Origin of the sequence: Vibrio sp. Isolate23, from assembly GCF_022398095.1 — a bacterium.
Lineage (GTDB): Bacteria > Pseudomonadota > Gammaproteobacteria > Enterobacterales > Vibrionaceae > Vibrio > Vibrio coralliilyticus_A.
Window position 1 is genome coordinate 1 of record NZ_JAKEUV010000018.1, and the last position, 20997, is coordinate 20997.

Consider the following 20997-nt stretch of genomic DNA (forward strand, 5'->3'; position numbering starts at 1 on the left):
CAGAAGCAAAATACAAAACGATACGTTACTCGGGTAAGGAGCGGGATACAACAGGGCTGTCTTATTATGGTTATCGCTATTATGCGCCATGGTTGTGCCGATGGCTGAACCCAGACCCGGCGGGAACCGTGGACGGGCTTAACCTGTTCMGGATGGTGAGGAATAATCCGGTTAACTTCTATGATAGTGAAGGTTTAGCTCCCAAAAAAGGGGTTATGTACGCCCCATTTATCAGTAAAGACATCGTCGATATGGCTTATGGAAAAAACCTAGGAAGAGCCTTAAACCAAAAGGAGTTATACCCTGTTATAGTTAAAGATGATAATGATAAGGCCGATTTTGAGCGCATAAGAGCACAGAAAGTTAATGAAATGCGGGCGGACGCTAAAGTTTTTACAGATATAGTCCAATCAAACCTTAGTAAAGGTATTTCAATTCAAGGCACTAGAACATTGATGGGAGAGAGATTTGATACAGCGGCGTCCAACTCTAAAATGTTGTTAAATGATAGTGATGTGTTATCTAAATTGGTAGTGTTGAGTAATACATCAAGCTCTAATAGTGAATTATCCAAACTATCCCCAGAGTCAAATAAGTTGTATATCTTGGGTCATGGTTTAGCTGGTTCAAGAGGTTTGTTTGCTAATGAAGATGGTACCCTAGGTGCATTATCGTCAGAGACACTAGTGGAACAGTTTGTGAGTAGTGGATTAAATAAGGGGTTCACTGACTTTCGTACTTTTAGTTGTTATAGTGCGGATACAACCAAACCCGCCTCCTTCTCAAATGAAGATTTAGCCAAAGCGACAAAACCTATGCTATCACTGGGAATCATCGGTCGAAAGAAAGTCATTAAACAGCCATTAGGTCAGTATCTTAGCGACGCTTTATACAGTCATGGCTTTAACAACTCGGTCGTTACGGGATATCACGGGGCTGGTGTTATGTTTAGCAGAACGCACCACTCTCGTAGACTAGCCAACTCAAACGTGAATGATGTACGAGCCTCTACTGTTAAACATTTATTTAGGGGGCGGCAATAACATTTTAGTTAAAAAGTTGTAACCATTCACCTGCGAGCTATTGACGTGTGTGATTCATAGAGATGGTTTCAATTTTCTCAGCCGAAGTTCGAGCTTGTAATTCTGTTCTTGAAACCTCTCTTTCCATATCTGGTAATCTTGTGATACCTCTTCCGATAAAGGTGCTTGGTCGGATAATTCTATAACCCTTTTTCGAGCTGTGAGGGCGCTCCGGCTTTGATGTTATGTACGCACCTAATAATCATGTCTATTAAAGTTGTCGGCATCGATATAGCCAAAAACCTCTGGAGGATAGACTTGTCACGCCGCTAGAACTATTTGCGACAGAACCAAAATAAACTTTTCGACAAAACTAGGGAGAGCTACTTGGGCACTGCCCTTGATCAACCTCAGCTTACTAGGATAGCAAACTGAGGTGAAAGTGGGTTCGTTCAAAGACGTGCCACATTAGCTATCTGATTGGCGATGCCAGGAAGCCGTATCACCTCGGCTAGCGCATAACCCATCTCTAAATTCGGTGAGAATGCTGCTTTACTAATAGGAAAGAAACCAGTGCTCAAAGTCATTAAGGCAGACAGTTCAATGTATCCTCCGACTTTCTTCATGATCGCGTCATCCATATAATTACCAGCCACCGAAGTAAAAAATCCCCCCGCAGAGACAAGCGAGCCCACTGAACCAATGACTTGCCGAGTTTTATCTAGCGTACTTGTAGCTAATGTTGAAAATGCAACCGATGCATTAATAGTACCAACAGGCAATGTCGCCACAACACCTATGCCAGTAATCACGGTGCCGATAATCGCCAGAGTACGCTGCAAATCTAGATTGTTCGGAGCCGTCACTCCGACAACGGTAGAAGCGACATTAAACACAGAACCAGCCCCCAGAGCTACCGAGCCACCTAACAGAAGTAACGAACTCGCGGCTTGTAGAGCCAGACTTGCAGTACTGAGCCCAGCCATCGAAGCCATTATAATGCCGACACTTGCATTTATTAGGGTACCAAAAGAGGCCACAGCCAAAGCGATCGCAAACACGATACCTAGGACACCACCAACAACTCCACCAATCGCTGCAGCATTTTTTCCAGTTGGGTCGATAAGGTTGACAGGGTTCCCTAAGCAGTATGCATAAGGGTTTATCCCCCCTTCACCAAATGGGCTTAAGCTATCGGCAGCATGAAAACGCATAATGCGCGGATTATAAGCACGATACCCCTGCCCCAAATGGTAGAGCCCAGTCACCGGGTCGCATCGCTCACCATTGAACGCCAGGCAGTTCTCTTGCAGCAGCAAGCGTTCTAGGAGCTCAGAGTTCTCACGTCCATTGTCTGCCCAATCGGCAATTGCACGCCCTACAGGAGAGAGCGAGAACAAGGCCGCTGAAGTTGCCAAGACCGAGGCACGTAACATAAAGCTACGCCGCGTTATGTTTTGCGCTGGCCTATCATTAAAAGATTCTTTGGGTTCACTCATATGTTCTATTACCTTTCCGCAAATTGTCAGCAGTAAAACCAAGGCTTCACTACGCTCTTGGTTTCGTCAATATACTCACCTAAAATTAGGTGGGTAAGTTCAAACGCTATTGGACACGAAAGTCCTTATGGGGCGTTTGTGGAGATGGAGATAGCGTTATAATTCCATCGTTACCATAACTGTCAACAAAAGCCACTTGGCCAGACAGAACATGATTGTGGTGAGTCAAGTCCTTAAAGCGCCGCTCTAAGTAATTCCATTCACTTTCACCCGGTTGTTGAGCTCTATACGTAGCGCATTCTGTCCATGTTCCCTTATTAATGTTTGTTACAATGGCATGTAGTTCAGCAGTGGATGCAAGGAAATTAATCTTATCCTTTGACATTGCACTAATACTGATATTTTGCCACTTTGGATAGTTGGGATTCCCTAAACCGTAAGGCTGAAACATCCAAGGTCCTCTTGTGACATTTTCCTGACCAAATGGTAGAAAGTACAGCGCTGTGTTATGATTCCATGTTTGACCGAGAGCACTGTTCCAATGGTTGTTAAATCCCGCAACACAATGATAGCCATTATTATTAGCGTGGCGATCCAACGGAATAGCACTGCGAATACCCGCATTAGTCTTTAAAGTGACAGTGATGAGCTTATTCTCGGCTAGGTTCATACCCAAGTCCCCTAAATGGCGCTCTGTGACGCTGTAGTCATTCACACTATATCGGGGAGGCACTATAGCCCGAAGCTTCGCCGACTCATTCCTACCATCAGCGCAACTGTCATAATACCCCTCGCCATTCGCCCCATAGCTACCAGCACGTGCGCAGATACGAATGGGGGTAGGGCCCGTCTGCTCCGTGCTACTCACCCAGTAGGTATAGCTGTTCCAACCGTCTTTAGCGGGATAGGAGTCATTCTCATGCTGCTCTAACTCAACGATAGAGCCATCAATTTGTTCAGCGTAGCCCTGATAGGTGTTGAGGTACTTGTCATAGCCCGCATCGTGGCGTGATGCCTTCCAGCTATTGCTGGCATAATCGCCCGTATCATCGATAGTTAAGTTTGCGCCACTGGTGTCGACAACTTTATCGCCTCGGTAGAGAGTAACCAAATCCTGCAGTTGAAGGTTTTGGTTGAGACCTGTGTCGCTATCACGCAAGTTCACGCCATTGCCACTACGGTCAGTGATCTGTACCTTTACATCCACTTTGTACTGCATCCTGCCGTTGGCATAGATAGCACCATTGCCCACGGAGTGTTCGTTCACCCTGACATCGCGTACTTCATACAACTCGGGATAGAAGACATTTGCTTGCGGCCAGCCTTTCTTGACCCACCAATCGCCTTGGTTTTCTTCGTGTTCGACGAACTTCTGTTCGTGTAAATCCCACTCTGAACGGCTGCCGTCACTCCACCAATAGCTCGTCCTCCAGTGGCTTTCGGGACGAAACATAACCGCCGACAATCGCTTGTCTACTGGCCAACCGCGTTCTTTGAAATAGGCCCCTTGGTCTGCTTCATGAGAGACAAACTTCTTCCGATTGTTGTCCCAATCTGAACGGCTACCATCACTCCACCAATAGATGCTCCTATCAGCGATGGTCGGATTCGGTCCAACAGCCACGACCTTCTTACCCTCTGGCCAGCCGCGTTCTTTGAAATAGGTTCCCTGGTCCTCTTCATGAGCAACAAACTTCATATAAGTGTTGTTCCAGTCTGAACGGCTACCGTCGCGCCACCAAAAAATGCTTCTGCCCGATAAGACAGGATTAGGCACAATGGCCATCACCTCTTTACCCTCGGGCCAACCATGGTCCTTTAACGCTGTTTCCGCAGATGATTCATGCCTAAAAAATTTTGATAGATCTCTATGCCATTCAGAGTAGCCACCGTCGCTCCACCAGTAAGTAACCGCATTATTGCTCATAGAAGGGCCTACAGCGACCAACCTTTTGCCGATAAACAGCTGAACAACCGAGGTATCGAACTCTGCATTTGAAACTGACAGGGCTGTACTTTCGGCAGACGCTACGCCGTACCACATAGCCAGAATAGCAGCACTTGCCACCGCAATACGGCTTAACCTAGTTCTATTTTCTATCATTTCATTTTCCTTTATCTTTTTTTTGGTTACAAACCCATGAAAACACATACCCACGGATAACAACGGGTTACTGACTCCCCGAGCCCGTTGTAGTGGGGATAAAGTGACATCTAGCCGTAACAAACTCTGGAGAGACTTGCCCTACTAGAAATAATTGCCAAATTTCAACCTCTTGTGATCTCGCCATACGGGGTGTACATAAGCGGTACACTCGCCTGCCCAGACACCTCGCGTAGTACACTATTTTTATAGTCCGTGACTAAGCCAGTCTCGGAAACCATCCCTCCTGCGGTTACCAAGCGACTTATTGGACGTTCATTAACGGTCAACCTACGGCTATTGATCATGCCTTGACGCTCGTTAAGTAATTGACCAAGTCCGTAAAACAATTCAATAGCAGGCTGTCCAGAAACCGTCTGCTTCAACTGCAAACCGTCAGCGCTGTAGGTGTAAGCAGAGAGTACAGAGCCATTGCTATCCTGTATTTCGATAAGCCGCCCCAAGGCGTTGTAGATATAACGTCGCCCCTGATCATCACAAATTAAGTTTCCGCATTCATCGTAGTCCAACTCACTATCAGGCAGTTCGGACAGGCTGTGAGTAATACGGACCAGACGGCCGCTATTGTAGGTATAACGGGCTGTATCTTGCCCTTCTCCGTTAGCGCGTGTTAATAGGGTCTCCACCTCAGTAATGTTATTGTGACTATCAAAGACGAAAGATTGACGGCGCATGGCACCAACACCGAGATAATCTGGTCGCTCGCTTCCACTCCACCGAACCTCAACCACACGGTTATGCTCATCGTAACGATAATTTTCTGTGGTGCTGCTACCTTCTGAATCCATAATCGTTTTGCTGGCCAGTCGCGGCCCTTTGTTATAGGTGTATGACTGAGAAAGATAAAGCACACCATTTCGAGTCGTTTGTTTATGAGCCAAACGCCCCTGCTCATCATATGTATACCTATGCACAAGTGTTGGATTGGAGGAAGAAGCAATGTGTTCCTCTAACAGACGACTAAAGGCATCATAGCTAAGGCTCACGGTTACCTGGCCCAGTTCAACTTTTTGCAGTCGATGGTAACGATCATAACTGCGCCATTCAGTGTGGCCCATATAGTCCGTAATACGGATCAATTGCCCCTGACGAGAGTGGATATAACTGGTGCTCTTACCGAACACACTTTCAGACTTCAACTGACCATTTAGATGATAGGTGTAATCTAGGCGTGCGGCATTATTGCTCACGCTGAGTAACCGACCATGTGCATTAAATGAGAATGAGGCGTTATCATCACTGGCAGAAATACCTGTGATTTCTCCCAATGCCAAATTGAGGCGATACTCGATACTTTCGCCACTAGGCTGGATCACGACCGAAGGTTTGTCGGCGAGAGTGTCATAGCGATAGTTGCTCGTCAGTCCTCCTTTTATTTCACTCGTGATGCGGCCCAGCGCATCATAGTGCCGTGTACCAACAATACTTCCGGCAACCGTCAGTTGGGTTACCAATTCTCGATTGTCATTGGTGAAAGCACAATGGGTGATGATATCGCCAGTCTGTTCACGTTGAGTGCGACCTATATCGTCCCGCTCAATAGCCGTTTCTACATTGAAAAGATTGTTGTGCTTCGCCTTTCTGCCAAAACCGTCATAGACGGTTACCAATTCACCATCAGCACTAACTTCCTTAATGACCTCGTCTCGTTCATCATAGTACGTGGTAATGGATGCGCTACGTTGGCCGCCAGCCATTATGTATTGAGTTTGGGAGTTCTTCGCCTTGTCCCGTTCAGTTACGGTGATCATGCCGCTAGCCAGTTTCTCTTCGCTCACCTCTCCCCAAATATCGTAGCTCAAGGTGGTGCTCACTCCGACCTCGCCTGCACCAAAATCGTCGTAAATGATACGAGTGCTGATCTGTCCCAATGAGTTATAGCTTTGCTGGCTCATCAACACAAGGTCACCATTACTATTGGTTGCGTATCTGGTAATTTCTCGTCCCAGTTGATCATAAGTTATCCGGCGGCGGGTACCATCCGACACCTCGATATCAAGCTGATTTTGCCCAGCATTGATATAACGGTAGAAGGTAGTTTGCTCAAATTCAGAGCCAACTCCCACTGACTCTTGGATGACTCGGCCTAGTCCGTCATACTCTTTGGTGCTCCTGTTTCCCTGTCTATCTTTGTTCGACAATTGCTGACCCGTATGTAGACATACCTCCTCTTCCTCTGTGTAGTGAATCCCATCCTGAAACGAGTTTGTCACTACAGTAGAAAGGCTAACACCATCATTTAACAAGTAGTCGTAATCCTCACTTTTCCTCAAGGAACCTTCAGTGGTTACGGTGCGTAACACCAATCCGTGATATTCCGGCACATCTGGACGATTTACATAAATGAACGACGTCGATGATAGTTCTCGCCCCTTACCTGTAGTGAGGTACTCTCTGGTTTTGACTGGGTAGCCTTTTCCAGCCTGTAGTGAGGGGTGCATTCCATAAGCAAATGTCGATACTTTATCCTCTTCCCATCCCTGTAGCATACGAGGAGATGGAGAGACTGTTTGTTTCTTTAGCAGGAAGGGAATACCAGAAGGGGCTGCAGGAGCTGATCCTGCTTCCCCCTCTGTTGGGTAGTAGACGGAACGAGTCTGAATACCATAAGAGTCAATTTGGAGAAGCTCGTTGCCACAACTGTCGTATTCAAATTCGCTTACTTCTGAACGCGATTCTCCGGCCTGATTGTAATAAGTCACCGTTTTTTTGCGAGGAAGCAAATATTGAGCAGGCTGTGAAGCAATCCCCTGACGAGTGTCAGCGTAATATTCTGTCACCGATTTTTGCATCAACTGTCGTCCAGGAAGTGACATCACCGTCTCTTCGATCAACAAATGGTATTTATTGTAAGTCTTGGTAACCTCTTTGTTCTCAAACGTTTCAGTACTGCTATATGTGTAATTCGATGCCGTTTCGAACAGATTGTCGACGTATGGTGTGTACCGAGGCAGACCATGCCCCAAAAAATTATTGCTAGAGTAACGGTAGACTCTTGTCATTCTCGGCACATCTGCACCGTAAATCTCATGCCGGATGACTGCAGGTAAACTACTTAGCGGGCCATAAGCTGGCAGGCGCAAACCAATCGCATCATATGACAACTTCTCTGTTGCCCCGGTTGGATGGTCTAGATATTCAATCACATACAAGCCATTGATGGCACGATATCTAATTCGGTAAGCTGTACTATCGGGCAAGATGACATCGGTGATATGCCCAGATACGCGGGCCTGAACCTGGTGTTTGTCCTTGGAATCAGTTACGGTGAAGCCATACTGACTGTATGACAGTGTGAGTGAGAGGCCACTTTGAGTGCTGACGCGCTCCAAACGCTTTCCCCTGTAGCTGAAAGTCATCGTATGGCCCGATGGAGGGGTAACACTACGCAGATAGCCCTCACTATCAAACTGCTCGACGGTGCCATCCTTAAAGGAGACTGTTAATACTTCATCCTGATGGGTGACGTTGATATCTTGCAGTTTGAGATATTGACATTCTACCTCCGGTCTAAACCGAGACATCTTAACTTGGTAACTTTGGCCATTCGATAGCGTTAAGCGCTTTCGAGCAAGGTCATACCGTGATATGTTGGCCGACCATCCAATGCCAAAACCTTCATCTATCGTACTTAAATGATTGTAAGCAACCTTAAGCTCGAAGGCGTTGCCTAATCGCCCAAGGGTGATAGCAACATGAAACATGCCAGTACGTGTATCCAACCCGGCAGAGAATAACTGTCCAAAGTTAAAGGCGGTGGAGACAATATTATCCGTATCCCTCATTTTAGTACCTCAATTCATCACTTTCACTCAGTGCCATGGAAAAAAATGGCGCCATAATCATGGCATTATCATCACCAGATAATGAATCCATCTACTGACTTCAAATGTACGACTCTTTCAAGGAATTACTCGAAAAATAATTCACACAAAATGACACTATTTGTCATTTTGTAGTTCACTCACAAAATTTGCGTTGTCGGCTAAGATTCGCTCGACCTCTACCTAACACTCTGAATCTCAATGTTTAAAGGCTGCCACTTTCCCTCTGAAATCATTCTCAAAACCATCCATTATTACTTTACTTACAAACTCAGTTATCGAGAGATTGAAGAAATACAGAGAGCGTGGTGTCACCGTTGACCATGTGACTATCAACCGGTGGGTCATCAAATTTACACCGATTTTGGAGCATAAAATCAGACGCAAAAAGAAGTCGGTATAGGGCTCTTGGCGGATGGACGAGATATCAAAATCAAAGGCAAATGGTTTTATTACTATAGAGTCGTTGATAAGTTTAGTGATGTTCTCGATTATTATCTGAGTCTAACTCGTGATGAAGCAGCCGCTAAAGCCACTCTGAATCAGGCAATTACCCTGAATGGGTTGTCTGAGAAAGTGGTGATTGATGGCAGCCATGCTGAACATTCCGCAATGCATGCGATGAATGTTCAGCTTTGGCTAACGGGCTTCATGCTATGTCTGATAGAAATTTGCAGTATCAAATATCGGAATAATATCGTGGAGAAAAGTCATAGGTGGGTGAAGCAGAAAATGCAGCAAGCTTTGGGGTGGAAGTCAATTAAAGGTGCTACGGCACGTCTTTATGTTCGGGAGATGTGGACCAGGTTAAAACGGGGACAGATTGATGTTGAGGGAGATTCTGCTTGCGAAGTTGACCCTGTAAATAATTCAGTGTAACTGTCGGGGTTACATGTATTCAGTGAGTCGGTCTTCGAACATAATCATAAAGCGGTTTAGAGCTTATCGCCTGTTTCAAATCGGCATCGTCCACTTCTTGGAAGCATCTCGCATAGCCAAGTAGATCACATTTCTAGCTGATTCATCCGTTGGGAAAAGCGTGCGCTTCTTAATCGCTTTTCCAATAACGCTGTTGAGGGATTCGATGATGTTAGTAGTGTAAATGGCTCGGCGAATATCCTCTGGGTAGTTAAACAGGGTATTGAGGTTGTCCCAATGCGCCGTCCAAGAACGACTGATTTGAGGATACTTACTATTCCATCTGTCAGAGAACTGCTCTAGAGCCAGCAGTGCCTCATTTTCTGTGGCTGATTGGTATATTTTCTTCAGGTCAGTAGTCACCGCTTTGTAGTCTTTCCAAGGGACGTACTTGACCGAGTTTCGCACCATGTGGACGATACGGAGTTGTATTTGCGTCTCTGGGAACGCAATGTTAATAGCCTCAGGAAAGCCTTTTAGCCCGTCAACGCAAGCGATAAGGATGTCTTTTACCCCACGGTTTTGAAGCTCAGTCAGCACGTTAAGCCAGAACTTGGCACCTTCCGTTTCAGAGAGCTGCATACCGAGCAGTTCTTTTTGGCCTTCCATGTTGACGCCTAACGCAAGATAGACCGTTTTGTTGATGACTTGCTTGTCTTGACGCACCTTAACCACGATGCAATCGAGATAGACGATAGGGTAAATTTCGTAGAGAGGTCACGACTGCCATTCAATCACTTGCTCAAGCACCGAGTCGGTAACTTTTGATATCAGCGTTGGCGAGACATCAGCATCATACATTTCCTTGAACGTTGCGACGATTTCACGTGTGGTCATGCCTTTCGCATAAAGGCTCAATATCTTGTCGTCCATGAATTGGAATCGAGTTTGGTGCTTGCGGGCGAGTTGAGGTTCAAAGCTAGCGTCACGGTCGCGAGGGACGTCGATATCAACCTCTCCATCATCGGTGATAATTGACTTACCCGAGTAGCCATTGCGGGAGTTGGAGCTGGTTTTGATTGGTGTTTTTGATATTCAAGGTGCTCATCGAGTTCAGCGTTTAACGCCGTTTCAACGGTCACCTTGGTTAAAATTTTTTGAAAGTCATCAAGATCAGATTCAGTCTTAATTGACTTTGCTGCTTCACGAGCAAAAGCTTCGAGTGCGTTCTTATCCATATTGTCCATCCTTAGCCTTTAAGGCTTAAGTTTAGACAATCACACAGAATTCAGGACACTCTCAAATAGACCTGCGCCATGATGTAATCCGTTCCTCACTGTCTTTTCAAAGCCTCGGTTTCAATAACCCTGTTGTGTTATCAAAGTGTAGTAAGGATGGTTCACCGTTTATTCATCAGCTATTGCAAACTCAGTTGTTTCTCTAGGATAACTCCTTAGAACCCACTATTTTTAATCAAGATGTGCCATGCTACCCGACCGAGTTTGTTTGCAAGAGCGACAATCGCTTTTGCTTTGCCTCGGCGTGCAATGAGTCCTCTCAACCATACCCCCATAGCATCCGCTTTGCTAGCTCCATACCGAACCACTGCTCAAGCGCCGTGAATAAGTAATGCTCTTAATTCGCAATTACCATTCTTAGATAAAGAGCCGAGACTACTTTTTCCTCCGGTACTATTTTGTTTTGGAACCAAGCCACAACATACTGAAAACTAGCGACCATTTTGGAATTGGTTTCCAGCACCTACCTCGTCAATCAGTGCCGCTGTTAAAATCTGGCCAAAACCTGGAATTTCCGAATAGCCTCATACCTTGGATTTTTCTGACTTAACATAGTAACACTTTAGGTCATTTCATCTATCTCTTCGCTAAGACTGACGAAATCACTGTATAACGTTTGCAGTAGGCTCCTCATTACAGGAGTAATGATTATTCTCTGCATCTTCAAGAGCTAGCGGCAAATGACTCCGTAACGCTTTAACAGAAAGAGGAAACACAACACCGTATTCGGCATCCAATCCCCTGATCTAGTTAGCAAGGGCCGTTCTGTTTTCCACCAAACGTTTACGAACGCTGCGTATTGCCTTGAGGTCTTGTTGCTCAACAGACTTAACAGGAACAAAATGAATATCAGGTCTAGAAAATGCTTCGCAAATGGCCCTCGCATCATTAGCGTCGTTCTTTGTCGCCCAACAAATGGCTTTACGTGCTGAGCTGGGATAAGAGCTACGCCTATGTCCCAGATCTTGAAATATTCTGCCCCAATGATGCGAAATTGCGCATGATTCCATCGCAATAGCTGTTTGCTCTGGTAATTGACGGGCTGTATCGAGAAGCTTGCCACGCTTTACCTTTCGGTTTGACGAGATTTGTCCATCAGAACTCAACACGCATACTTGAAAGAGGTTTTTGACTATATCGATGCCGACAACTTTAATTGACATAATGATTGCTCCTGTTCTTACTGGTTGCACCATTAGTTTGGTACAGCGGTGCTAGAAGGGAGGTGCGTCCATCACATCAAAGCCATTCACAAACATCCGAATAACACCACTGTAATATATAGCAAAACCGCCACTTACAGTGGCGGCTGTTGATTGCATTTCAGCGATTGACTTATACTGCTTAAAACAATCGATTAAGGTGCCACGGCCATATCTAAAGGTGCGCCGTAGAAGCGAATTGAGTCTAAGGATGTTCCCGTATATACCTGATAACCTAAGATTACTTGCTGTGATCCAAGATTTGATTGTTGCTCTTGTAAATTTGACTGGCCGTGGGAGTATGCTGGCAAAAATGTAGCACTTTCCGACAATGTGCCTGTTAAATCAAGATCTCGTGTGTCCTCGTTATATTTGACACTTGAACAAATCAGCTTCATATTGGCAAGAATTCTCCCCGCAGGACCGCCGGGAGCGGATTGAGTTTTCAGCCCCACTAGTAGTTGATCGTCCGGGCACTCTAACCGTACTTCATTATCATAACCATCTGTACCACTATCAAAAACCAGCTCCTGCCCTTCACTCAACTTCACCTCATTACGAGCGTTTATATAAAGCGTTGAACAGTGCGCGGCAATAGCTTTCCCAGGATAATTCACATCAGTCCGAGATGTTCTAATTGTAAAGCCTGTAATGACCTCACGCGTATCACACATTTTGGGTGCACGCGCAGTACCACCGGTACCGCCCACCACGGATGCTTGGCACATAGAGTCTGTCAAGCCTGAAGAGCAAGGTGGTAAACTCTGGTGATTGACAATATTGATGGTAGCCGTGGATGAACGACGACCAAATACTTCTGCGCTAACATATACGTCTCGACCTGCGGTGTTGGGCTGTGCAGTAATTTGACCAGACGTCACATTAGCCAAATTCGCATCAGACGTGTTCCAAATTGCACCATATGTCATATCCGTGACGTTAGCACCATCATCATAGCTCGCCCTTAATTGCGCACTCGCCCCTTCCATAAGTGTAATATCGTACTGACTTAACTCTAAAGTCTGTGGGTGAGCGACTACCGATGCTGGTACATCCTTAGAAACGCCGGAGGCAGGGTCTGTCACCGTCAACACCGTACTCCCCACATTAGAAGCGATGACCTTACTAGCGTTTTGTACTGTCGCAATACTTGAATCCGAGCTCACTGTGTTAAACGTAGCTAAATCAATCACTTTATCCCCATTGAGGACCGCCCGAACCGTAAGTTCCGCAGTTTCTGATTGAAGCATATTCAAGGGCGATGGGTACACAAGCAGATCGATGACTTGTCTGGCTTGTACCTCAAGACTGTAGGTAGCTGACATACCAAGCCATTTGATGGTATAACTCGTTGTGCCGACCGCACCTTTAATCACCAGTTTCCCTTGTGTGAATTCCGCCAAAGAGAGATCACCCACTTCTACTTGTGCCGCTGCGGTAATATCTCTTGTGCTGCCATCGCTCATCACGGCTGTCATGTGCAAAGACCAAGCTTGGTCGGTGTAGGAAACCACGTCCGCTAGCCCCGAAAGAATATGCGTCGGGGTAATATCACTAACCGTAACCGATACCTCATTACGTTGTGCACCCGGGTAACTTGAATGCAAAGGCCACAACTTAGCGTCAGCCACCGCACTTAAACCCGTCAACACGCGCTTATTGGTGACTGAAAATTCGTTGCTTACGGTCTGCCAGGCAATGTCATCCGTTACATCGACAATATCACCATTTTCAAAAACAGCGTGTACTGCCAATGATTCCGTCGTACCCACTAACACATCGACTGTACTCGGACTCGCCACCAACCTCTTGAGTGGCACGCTTTGCACGTTCACCGGGACAGCTTGACTTTCTAGGCCTGAATAACGGGCTTTGACCTCTTCACCAGTTAATAGCACATCCGCTTTTAGCTTGTTCTTTGTGCCATCTTGATAAATGTCACGGCTTGATGGCTCCCAACTAACAAAGTCCGTCACATCTTTCGAAGAGCCATCATTCAAACTCGCGATAACAGATACCGATTGAGGAATGCCTCGATGCAAGTCTAAGCGAGCAGGAGTGAGCGAGAGTGCGGTAATGGAGGCATTGCTCACTGTGACTGGGTTAGTTACAGAATGCCCTTGAAACGTTGCAGTAATGTCCGCAGTCCCTGCACTACCTGCTTGAAACGCTTTCAGCCCACTTGCGGTAGTGATAAAGGAGCCGTCACTATGGGTGTTGGTCCAACTGACTAAATCGGTAACATCTTGGGTTGTTCCATCATTATATACCGCCGACGCAGAAACCACTTCTGGCACAGAGGCGATTGCCGACACTTGGCTTGGATAAATAGTCAGGTGACTCAGTTGCTTTTGTACTATATTAACTTGACCCTGAGTACACACTCCGCTGCTTTGATGACAAACCTCGAACCCAAGTGGTGATGAAGGTGCAGTGGCTTGGTAACTCGTCAAGATGTTCCCCGTAAACTGAGCAACGAGGTCATTATCAGAACGAAAATTCACATTTTGCGACACGTCTCTTAATGTGTTATCGCTAAAACGACCAATCGCACTAAATTCAGCCGTGGTATTATTGACCATAGTACCGGTCGCCGGAGAAACAGATAAATCAACCAGAGTCGCTGAATCTACTTGGATATTGACTTTCCGAGTTTGTACACACTGACCTGTAGCACTACAAAACTCGCCCGATAACTCAACAGTACCTGCGCTTTTAGCGGTAATTTCTGTTGGGCCGGTTTTTTCTAATACCTGTGTATCTGAAATAACCCAGTTGACCGAATCCGTCACCACCTGTTTGTCACCATTGGCAAATACCAACTCAGCAAACAGATGTTGCTTGGTATTCACTGGCATATTATCTGCCACGCTTAACGTCAATGCCAATAGGTCATTGTTCACCGAGACATTAATGGTGTTGCTAGTCATTGCTGTACCTGTTCCTGGGTCTGTATAGGCTGCAGAAACACGAGTGGTTCCTGTGCTGTTCGCACTCAATTTACCAAAGTTGGCACCGGAAAAGTCCGCGACAGCCGGGTTTGTGGTATGCCATTGACTGCTGTTGGTCACATCAACCATGCTGCCGTTGTCATAACTCACATAAGCATTAAACTGATAATCGCTATTTTGGGTTAAGGTTAAATTATGACCTGAAATCACTAGTCCTGTAGGTTTTGCAGGAACAACATCAACTTTGGCAATCCCCCCCACCCCTTTGTAATTCACAAACACATCTGCCTGGCCTGAACTTAGTGTGGTCAGAAGTCCATCGGAAACATCTGCGACTGACGTGTCCGACGCTTGCCAGGTCGCTTCATCCGTTGGCAAATCAAACTCTTGACCATCAGAAAATTCTCCAACCAATTTATACTGGTAACGTGCAGCATTTGGCATAGTTAAACCACTTGGAATAACCTTCACTTCCATAAGTTGCGCAGCAGTAATATCGATGACCTTCTCTGAAGCCTTACCATCTTTACTTGCGATGACCTTAACCGTCATTGGAAAGTTACCCTTAATAGCAAACCCATTTTCGGTTAATCGCGTTTCAGGCTCATCTCCTTGACTCTCCAAAGCCCAATCAGCATCTGGTGTGATTAGCTTAACCGTACCATCGGAATAAGTGCCTACGGCATCTAAATTCATCGTTACACCAGCAGGCAGCTTTTGGGTATTAACCACTGAAATCAGTTCAATTGAGTCCAACTTAACACTTTCGTTCTGGTGATTAAATGCGTTTTCACTGTTACAACCCAACATAAAAACCGAACAATATATTATAGTGACTATAGAAAGCTTTATTTTTTCTAGTGTTTTCATCCTATTTACGCTCTATTTTGAAAATTATTGGGTTTTCCAAATAGAAAACCTTGAAATAAGTAGGCATTTGTCGCCTTTAATATTAAAAACTGATCGATGGATTCTACCCCCTCCACCACTACTTTAAGGCCTAGTTCATCGAGAATACTAATCGTGCTTATAATCACACTTCTTTTCTTGTCATTTTCAACAATTCCTTGAGTGAGTAATTTATCAATTTTCACTTCATCAAATACACCTAAGCAGGCTTTATCTAGTCCGTTAAATCCAGTCATTACATCATCGAGAGAAACAATAATGCCCCTTTCGTTGTACTTTTTTATACTAGAAACAAACTCATCATCAATTCCTTCCCTTTCCGTTATTTCTATTTTTATATGGTTAAATTCTTCAGCTAGTCGTATAAACGCTCTTGAAAAATAGGGATCGATCACTTGTTTTACCGTGACATTAAAAGAAAAGAAATGTTGAGAGCTACAAAGCCTATCATCGATACATTGCTTTACTATTTTAAGCAGAACCTTATTCATCAGAAATGTATTTTTCTCTAATAAATTTATAAACACATCAGGATAAACCCAAGTCCCAGAAAAACTCCTAATTCTCAAAAGCACCTCATAGCCGATAGTGGAACCATTTTGATCAACAATGGGTTGAAAAACGGGAAAAAACCTTCCTAAATGATAGATAAGATAAAGGTACAAAACATGCTGGTATGGTTTGAACCTATATAGTTTAATAACTAAAAATGAAATAACAAAAGAAATAGCAAGCAAGTGCGATCGTTTTAGTATAAATTGACTAGTAGTATCAGCCTTTAAGCTGACTTGATTATTAGAAATCTTAAGGTTATTATAATCATGTAAATAATTTAGGATAAGTTTCGCTAGGTAAGTTTCATTATCTGAAAACAAATCAATCCATATATCTTTAAGGTCATATTCAATATCAGATATTTTACATTTAACTTGCCCACTATCAAAATAGTTATGCACTTCAAAATCGTCATTAAACTGAATGTTTTCTATTTTTGAATTATTTGTCAACGCCAAACTTTTTAATTCAGACTTTGAGTTTTCGCTATACTTTTTATCGACGAAGAGCCTTAACAGTTCACTTATTTCTTGTAGCACTACCACTTCTACATTAAGTAGCTCTCTATCAACTATATCTATGATTTTTGGCTTAACATAGTATCTATCAAAAATCGATATCAAAGTCAGAATGCTGACTAGCAAAAGCGAAAAAGCTGAGAGACTAATTAACTTGTTACGATACCGGCTCATATGAACGCCTTTTTGCTTATGTATCCCACTAGAAGTCAAAGCATACCGACCATTAACGTAAAAAACACAAATATACAGACACACAAACACACAGACAGACACACAGGCGTACAGTATCTGTGTGTCTAGGTTTTCTTAGGAAGCAGAGATGACAGAGTTATGGGCAAGCATGGAAGGCAACAGCATAGCTTTATTAGATAGATAATACACAGGAAAATTCAGAACCAAAGCAAACTGTTTATGACTAGACGATCTACGAATAGGTAGTGTATTACTCATATACACTTCAGAAATAAAAACGCCCAACATTTTCTTGTCGGGCGCATGTATTGATGGTGGTTATAATGCATCAGCACTCTATTTCAATTAGGTAAATATTCAACACCACTACAAAAAACCTCAACATTTGATTTAATTGTTTTACTTATTATCACGCCTTTACCAGATAATACTTTGTCCCAGATAGCTTCACAATTTTTAGGTTCAGAGCCTTGCTCAAAGTGTTGAAATATAACTTTCGGACCATGAAAAACTGTTAATGATAACATTGTAAATAGGTAATTAATTAAGTAACGTTCGTGATTGCCTTGAGACAAACTAATATTAGCTTTTAATAAACTAATTAATGCATTGTCTGGAAATTCATAGACATACTCTCTATTCAACATTTCTAAACTCAACTCAGCTTTTCCTATCTTATAAGTCAACAGAGATATCCATATATGTAGCTCAGGTTCTGGAGTGGGGTATCTTACTTTTAGTATTGATATCCATCTTTCTATTAATGAACTTTCTATATCTTTTAAAAGAAGCTCTCTTGAAATAAAATACACTTCAGCTAAAGACAAGTTAAGTTCAACCAATCGAGACAAATCAAGGCTTTCTCCATCTTTGATGTTCCTCATATCTATATATTGTGGCGTTATTTTTTGTTTAGGCAACTTTAAGTAATATGTAATATCCGAGTTAAAGTTTACAGCAATATTCTCTATGGCATCTTCTGGAGATGAATACAATTTTCTCCATGCAACTTTATTGGAGGGGGAATAATATAGAATCGCTTCTAGATTTACTTCGTTTTTTTCTCCCAACCAAAGGTTAAATGATAAATTATACACTGAATCCTTATTCTTACTTCCTGGCCATAAACATGTCTGATCGATCTTTTGTAGAAAGTAGTCCGGGCTTCTTAGGTTGGCTAAATCAATACTATTGTTACTAGCTAGAGTTCTCAATATCATTGATTTCAATGGAATTAAATAATTCTCCACCTCTTTGTTTTTACAATATATTTTATTTAAACTTAGCTTAGTCCGAGTTGAGTACAAGTAGTTTAAGTCAGTTTCCTCGTTATCTTTATCATAAAAAAATGATAAATAAATGAATGAAATTGATATAATAACAATAGAAAAAAAACTTCCCAATAGCAATTTGGTTTTACCTATTTTTCTATTGTAAGTCACTGGTTCTTCTTTTGTCTCAGAACTATCTCCATCTAATATGTCACTATCTACCAAAGAAACAAGCCCATCAGGTATATAATATCCTTTCTTGGGATAAGTAACGATAATCTCGTTAGCCTCACAATCCAATGAAAGTCTTTTAATAATTGCTCTTAATTCACCGACTTTATTCGTCACAACATTTCGAGATATGAACTCGCTACCCCAAATAATTTTAATTATTTCATTGTTTGAAACTGGATTGTTGAGATTAATGATCAATAATTCTATCAATTCACTAAGCCTTGGTTCTAACTTGGCCACGTTATTTTCATGATAGAGAGACTTGGTTACAGGGCTGTAAATTAGGCTGGCTATTTTTATGCATTTTTTATTACGCTTTGCTACATCAATTAATGAATCCATAACTATCTCTTATCAACTATAAACTCGTTAAGTTTATGACTTTTTGCTCATGCGAGTTACTTTTTCCTATCAAACTATACTCTAGTGCGAACACTACATCACGCAAGGTTTAATAATTTAAAGGCACACTAATTTGAATTCGCACATGTTTTTTATTTTAGCTTCTTTTCTAAAAAATCCCAAACAAAACCAATCACTTATATTACACAAAATCAAACAGAAGCACAAAGAAGAAAAAATAAACATAATAAAAACACACACTCAGACACACACCATTGCACATCATTCCTTACCTGGAGAAAATCCCCTCTCACCCCCCAACAAACACCATGCATGATAGTGATATTCGCTACAAAATTAATTAGTTGGTAGAAAATTAAGGAAGTAAAATGAGAGACACACGCACTACAAGCCCTAAATTAACACCGATGGCAACCTTTTATGCTGCATTGATTACCCTGGCCCTACTAGTACTAAGTGGCTGTGCCGCCCAGCAAGCCACTGACAGATATAATGCATCACTGGCGATCGACAAGCAGTATGATGACATTGCTCAGGAAACAAGAATCAACCCCGATGCGACAGATTTTTCCCTCAAGAATTTAGCTAACCCTGCGCCATTTAGATTACCCATGTATGGTAAGTTGATCGCAGAGCAGCGTCTGGGTGATAATTCAATTTACAAACATGTAGACAAGATGAAATCAACGAGCTCTAGCTATGTAGGTGGTCTTATAGGTAATGATACCGAACGATTCATTATCTATTATTTCTTAGCGGATAAAGACGGTAAGGTTATCGATTGGGCAACAGGAACGTATGAAGCTAGTTCTGATTGGTCACTTAACCCTTTTGGGTTTGATTTCGACATCAGTAAAAAAACAGAGCAGCAAATAAAAGGCATCGCTGAGCTTGATGAATTAGTGATTACCTCGACAGAAGAAAAAGTTTCATCTTGGATGTAAACTTAAATAGATAACGCCACTCGTTTAAAAATGAGTGGCGTTATTTTTAGTCCAGCACTTTTATTTAATCAGACTGTATTGGTTTTAATGATCCCGGACAACAAATTAGTTGGTAAAGTCTCCACCGTAAATGAGGTGTTCAATGGGCTTTGTTGCGTAACTCGATGGAACTAAATCAGAAACTTACGATCTGATCGTGTATGGATACTCCCTAGATTGCAAGTAAATTTTAATGAAAATGAAGGTATAACTGGCTACGTGTATTCGGTTTTTTTAGTGATGCCTTAATTGCGCATCGAACCATAATGGCGTTATCCGCACATTAACTCCCAAACGGCTACACGAGCTATTAGCTCTTTGATCAGGTTGGGTTTTGGTCATGTTGGTTTGACCTATTTTCCATCATTTCTTTACTATGCAATTCTTCATATTACTGTTTTCAAAAATCAATAGCATTTAAGCCGCAACGCGATATGCGTCATACTCAACGTTTTTGGCAACAATAGCCCATGAGTTCCTTGCCAATTTGTTCGCAAGCGCGATAATCGCTACGTTCGGATGCTTATTGATACTTAGCTTTTTGATCCATAAACTTAAGGCGTCTGTTTTATCCTTAACATAACGAAATGTAGCTCTGGCACCATGGACCAATAACTTTCTCAGGTATCCATTGCCTCTTTTGCTTATACCTAATAACCTCTCTCGTCCCCCAGTACTGTGTTGTCGAGGAGGCAACCCTAATGATGCCGCAAAATATCGACCTCTTTTAAAACTCCTGCCATCACCAAGGTCAATAAGTATAGTGCATGGCAAACGAGGGGGCAATGCCGATGATTTTCATTAATCTTTGAGCAACAAGGTTGTCACTAAGACTCAATTTTATCTTATTAGTTACCTTATCAATGCGTTCATCTAGTGTGATTAAATCTTCGTACAATACTTGTAGCAACTCCCTTAATTGGAATGATAACGAGTTTTCTACACCTTCTAACCAGCAGGGAACATGTTTTCTCAAATTACTGATACCAATAGGTGCAACGAGGCGTTGTTGATCAATTCAGCCTTGGGAGCGATGAAACCCGCTGAGCTGCTGCCTATTAGCTCAGTCTCTGACGAACAGGCATGCCAAGGCTAGTGAGTTTGTTCAACGCCTTTACGTTAGCCAATATTTCACCTACTTGTCCATTGTA

General features: G+C 43.1%; 10 protein-coding genes and 3 pseudogenes. 3 read left to right on the top strand and 10 right to left on the bottom strand.

The window, feature by feature from the left end; genetic code table 11:
* On the top strand, nucleotides 1-1043 hold a 1043-nt coding region (locus L1D31_RS22630), incomplete at its 5' end, for an RHS repeat-associated core domain-containing protein (protein WP_275666200.1).
* Nucleotides 1044-1097: 54 nt separating this feature from the next.
* Here L1D31_RS22630 and L1D31_RS22040 read toward each other — a convergent pair.
* The 4 genes and pseudogenes from L1D31_RS22040 to L1D31_RS22055 form a co-directional block, all read right to left on the bottom strand.
* Nucleotides 1098-1232, bottom strand: a pseudogene (locus L1D31_RS22040) (IS481 family transposase); the annotation flags it as partial.
* 242 nt (nucleotides 1233-1474) lie between these two features.
* On the bottom strand, nucleotides 1475-2521 hold the full coding sequence (locus L1D31_RS22045; RefSeq protein WP_239839089.1) for an RHS repeat-associated core domain-containing protein: 1047 nt from the start codon (nucleotides 2519-2521) through the stop codon (nucleotides 1475-1477).
* A gap of 106 nt (nucleotides 2522-2627) precedes the next feature.
* The gene (locus L1D31_RS22050) at nucleotides 2628-4625 is read right to left on the bottom strand and encodes a hypothetical protein (protein WP_239839090.1); all 1998 of its coding nucleotides are present in this window, start codon (nucleotides 4623-4625) and stop codon (nucleotides 2628-2630) included.
* A gap of 164 nt (nucleotides 4626-4789) precedes the next feature.
* Nucleotides 4790-8470: a hypothetical protein gene (locus L1D31_RS22055; RefSeq protein WP_239839091.1), complete on the bottom strand. Its 3681-nt coding sequence runs from the start codon at nucleotides 8468-8470 to the stop codon at nucleotides 4790-4792.
* Between the two features lie 240 nt (nucleotides 8471-8710).
* Here L1D31_RS22055 and L1D31_RS22060 point away from each other — a divergent pair.
* Nucleotides 8711-9388: pseudogene (locus tag L1D31_RS22060) on the top strand (IS6 family transposase).
* A 63-nt stretch (nucleotides 9389-9451) separates the two neighbouring features.
* On the opposite strand, the pseudogene L1D31_RS22065 reads toward L1D31_RS22060, so the two are convergent.
* The 6 genes and pseudogenes from L1D31_RS22065 to L1D31_RS22085 form a co-directional block, all read right to left on the bottom strand.
* Nucleotides 9452-10605, bottom strand: a pseudogene (locus L1D31_RS22065) (IS256 family transposase).
* A gap of 371 nt (nucleotides 10606-10976) precedes the next feature.
* The gene (locus tag L1D31_RS22635) at nucleotides 10977-11078 is read right to left on the bottom strand and encodes a transposase (RefSeq protein WP_275666201.1); all 102 of its coding nucleotides are present in this window, start codon (nucleotides 11076-11078) and stop codon (nucleotides 10977-10979) included.
* A gap of 333 nt (nucleotides 11079-11411) precedes the next feature.
* Nucleotides 11412-11828 (bottom strand): transposase, encoded by a 417-nt coding sequence (locus L1D31_RS22070; protein WP_239839092.1) that lies wholly within the window; start codon nucleotides 11826-11828, stop codon nucleotides 11412-11414.
* Nucleotides 11829-12022: 194 nt separating this feature from the next.
* Nucleotides 12023-15574 (bottom strand): hypothetical protein, encoded by a 3552-nt coding sequence (locus tag L1D31_RS22075; RefSeq protein ID WP_239839093.1) that lies wholly within the window; start codon nucleotides 15572-15574, stop codon nucleotides 12023-12025.
* 119 nt (nucleotides 15575-15693) lie between these two features.
* Nucleotides 15694-16974 (bottom strand): EAL domain-containing protein, encoded by a 1281-nt coding sequence (locus tag L1D31_RS22080; RefSeq protein ID WP_239839094.1) that lies wholly within the window; start codon nucleotides 16972-16974, stop codon nucleotides 15694-15696.
* 362 nt (nucleotides 16975-17336) lie between these two features.
* Complete coding sequence (locus L1D31_RS22085) at nucleotides 17337-18842, bottom strand: winged helix-turn-helix domain-containing protein (RefSeq protein WP_239839095.1); 1506 nt, start codon at nucleotides 18840-18842, stop codon at nucleotides 17337-17339.
* Between the two features lie 389 nt (nucleotides 18843-19231).
* On the opposite strand from L1D31_RS22085, the gene L1D31_RS22090 reads away from it, so the two are divergent.
* Complete coding sequence (locus L1D31_RS22090; RefSeq protein WP_239839096.1) at nucleotides 19232-19807, top strand: hypothetical protein; 576 nt, start codon at nucleotides 19232-19234, stop codon at nucleotides 19805-19807.
* The last annotated feature ends 1190 nt before the right edge of the window (nucleotides 19808-20997 follow it).

Excerpts from the sequence above, each read along its gene's own strand:
- L1D31_RS22045 (WP_239839089.1), bottom strand. The coding sequence starts at position 2,521 with ATGAGTGAACCCAAAGAATCTTTTAATGATAGGCCAGCGCAAAACATA.
- L1D31_RS22050 (WP_239839090.1), bottom strand. The coding sequence starts at position 4,625 with ATGATAGAAAATAGAACTAGGTTAAGCCGTATTGCGGTGGCAAGTGCT.
- L1D31_RS22055 (WP_239839091.1), bottom strand. The coding sequence starts at position 8,470 with ATGAGGGATACGGATAATATTGTCTCCACCGCCTTTAACTTTGGACAG.
- L1D31_RS22070 (WP_239839092.1), bottom strand. The coding sequence starts at position 11,828 with ATGTCAATTAAAGTTGTCGGCATCGATATAGTCAAAAACCTCTTTCAA.
- L1D31_RS22080 (WP_239839094.1), bottom strand. The coding sequence starts at position 16,974 with ATGAGCCGGTATCGTAACAAGTTAATTAGTCTCTCAGCTTTTTCGCTT.
- L1D31_RS22085 (WP_239839095.1), bottom strand. The coding sequence starts at position 18,842 with ATGGATTCATTAATTGATGTAGCAAAGCGTAATAAAAAATGCATAAAA.
- L1D31_RS22090 (WP_239839096.1), top strand. The coding sequence starts at position 19,232 with ATGAGAGACACACGCACTACAAGCCCTAAATTAACACCGATGGCAACC.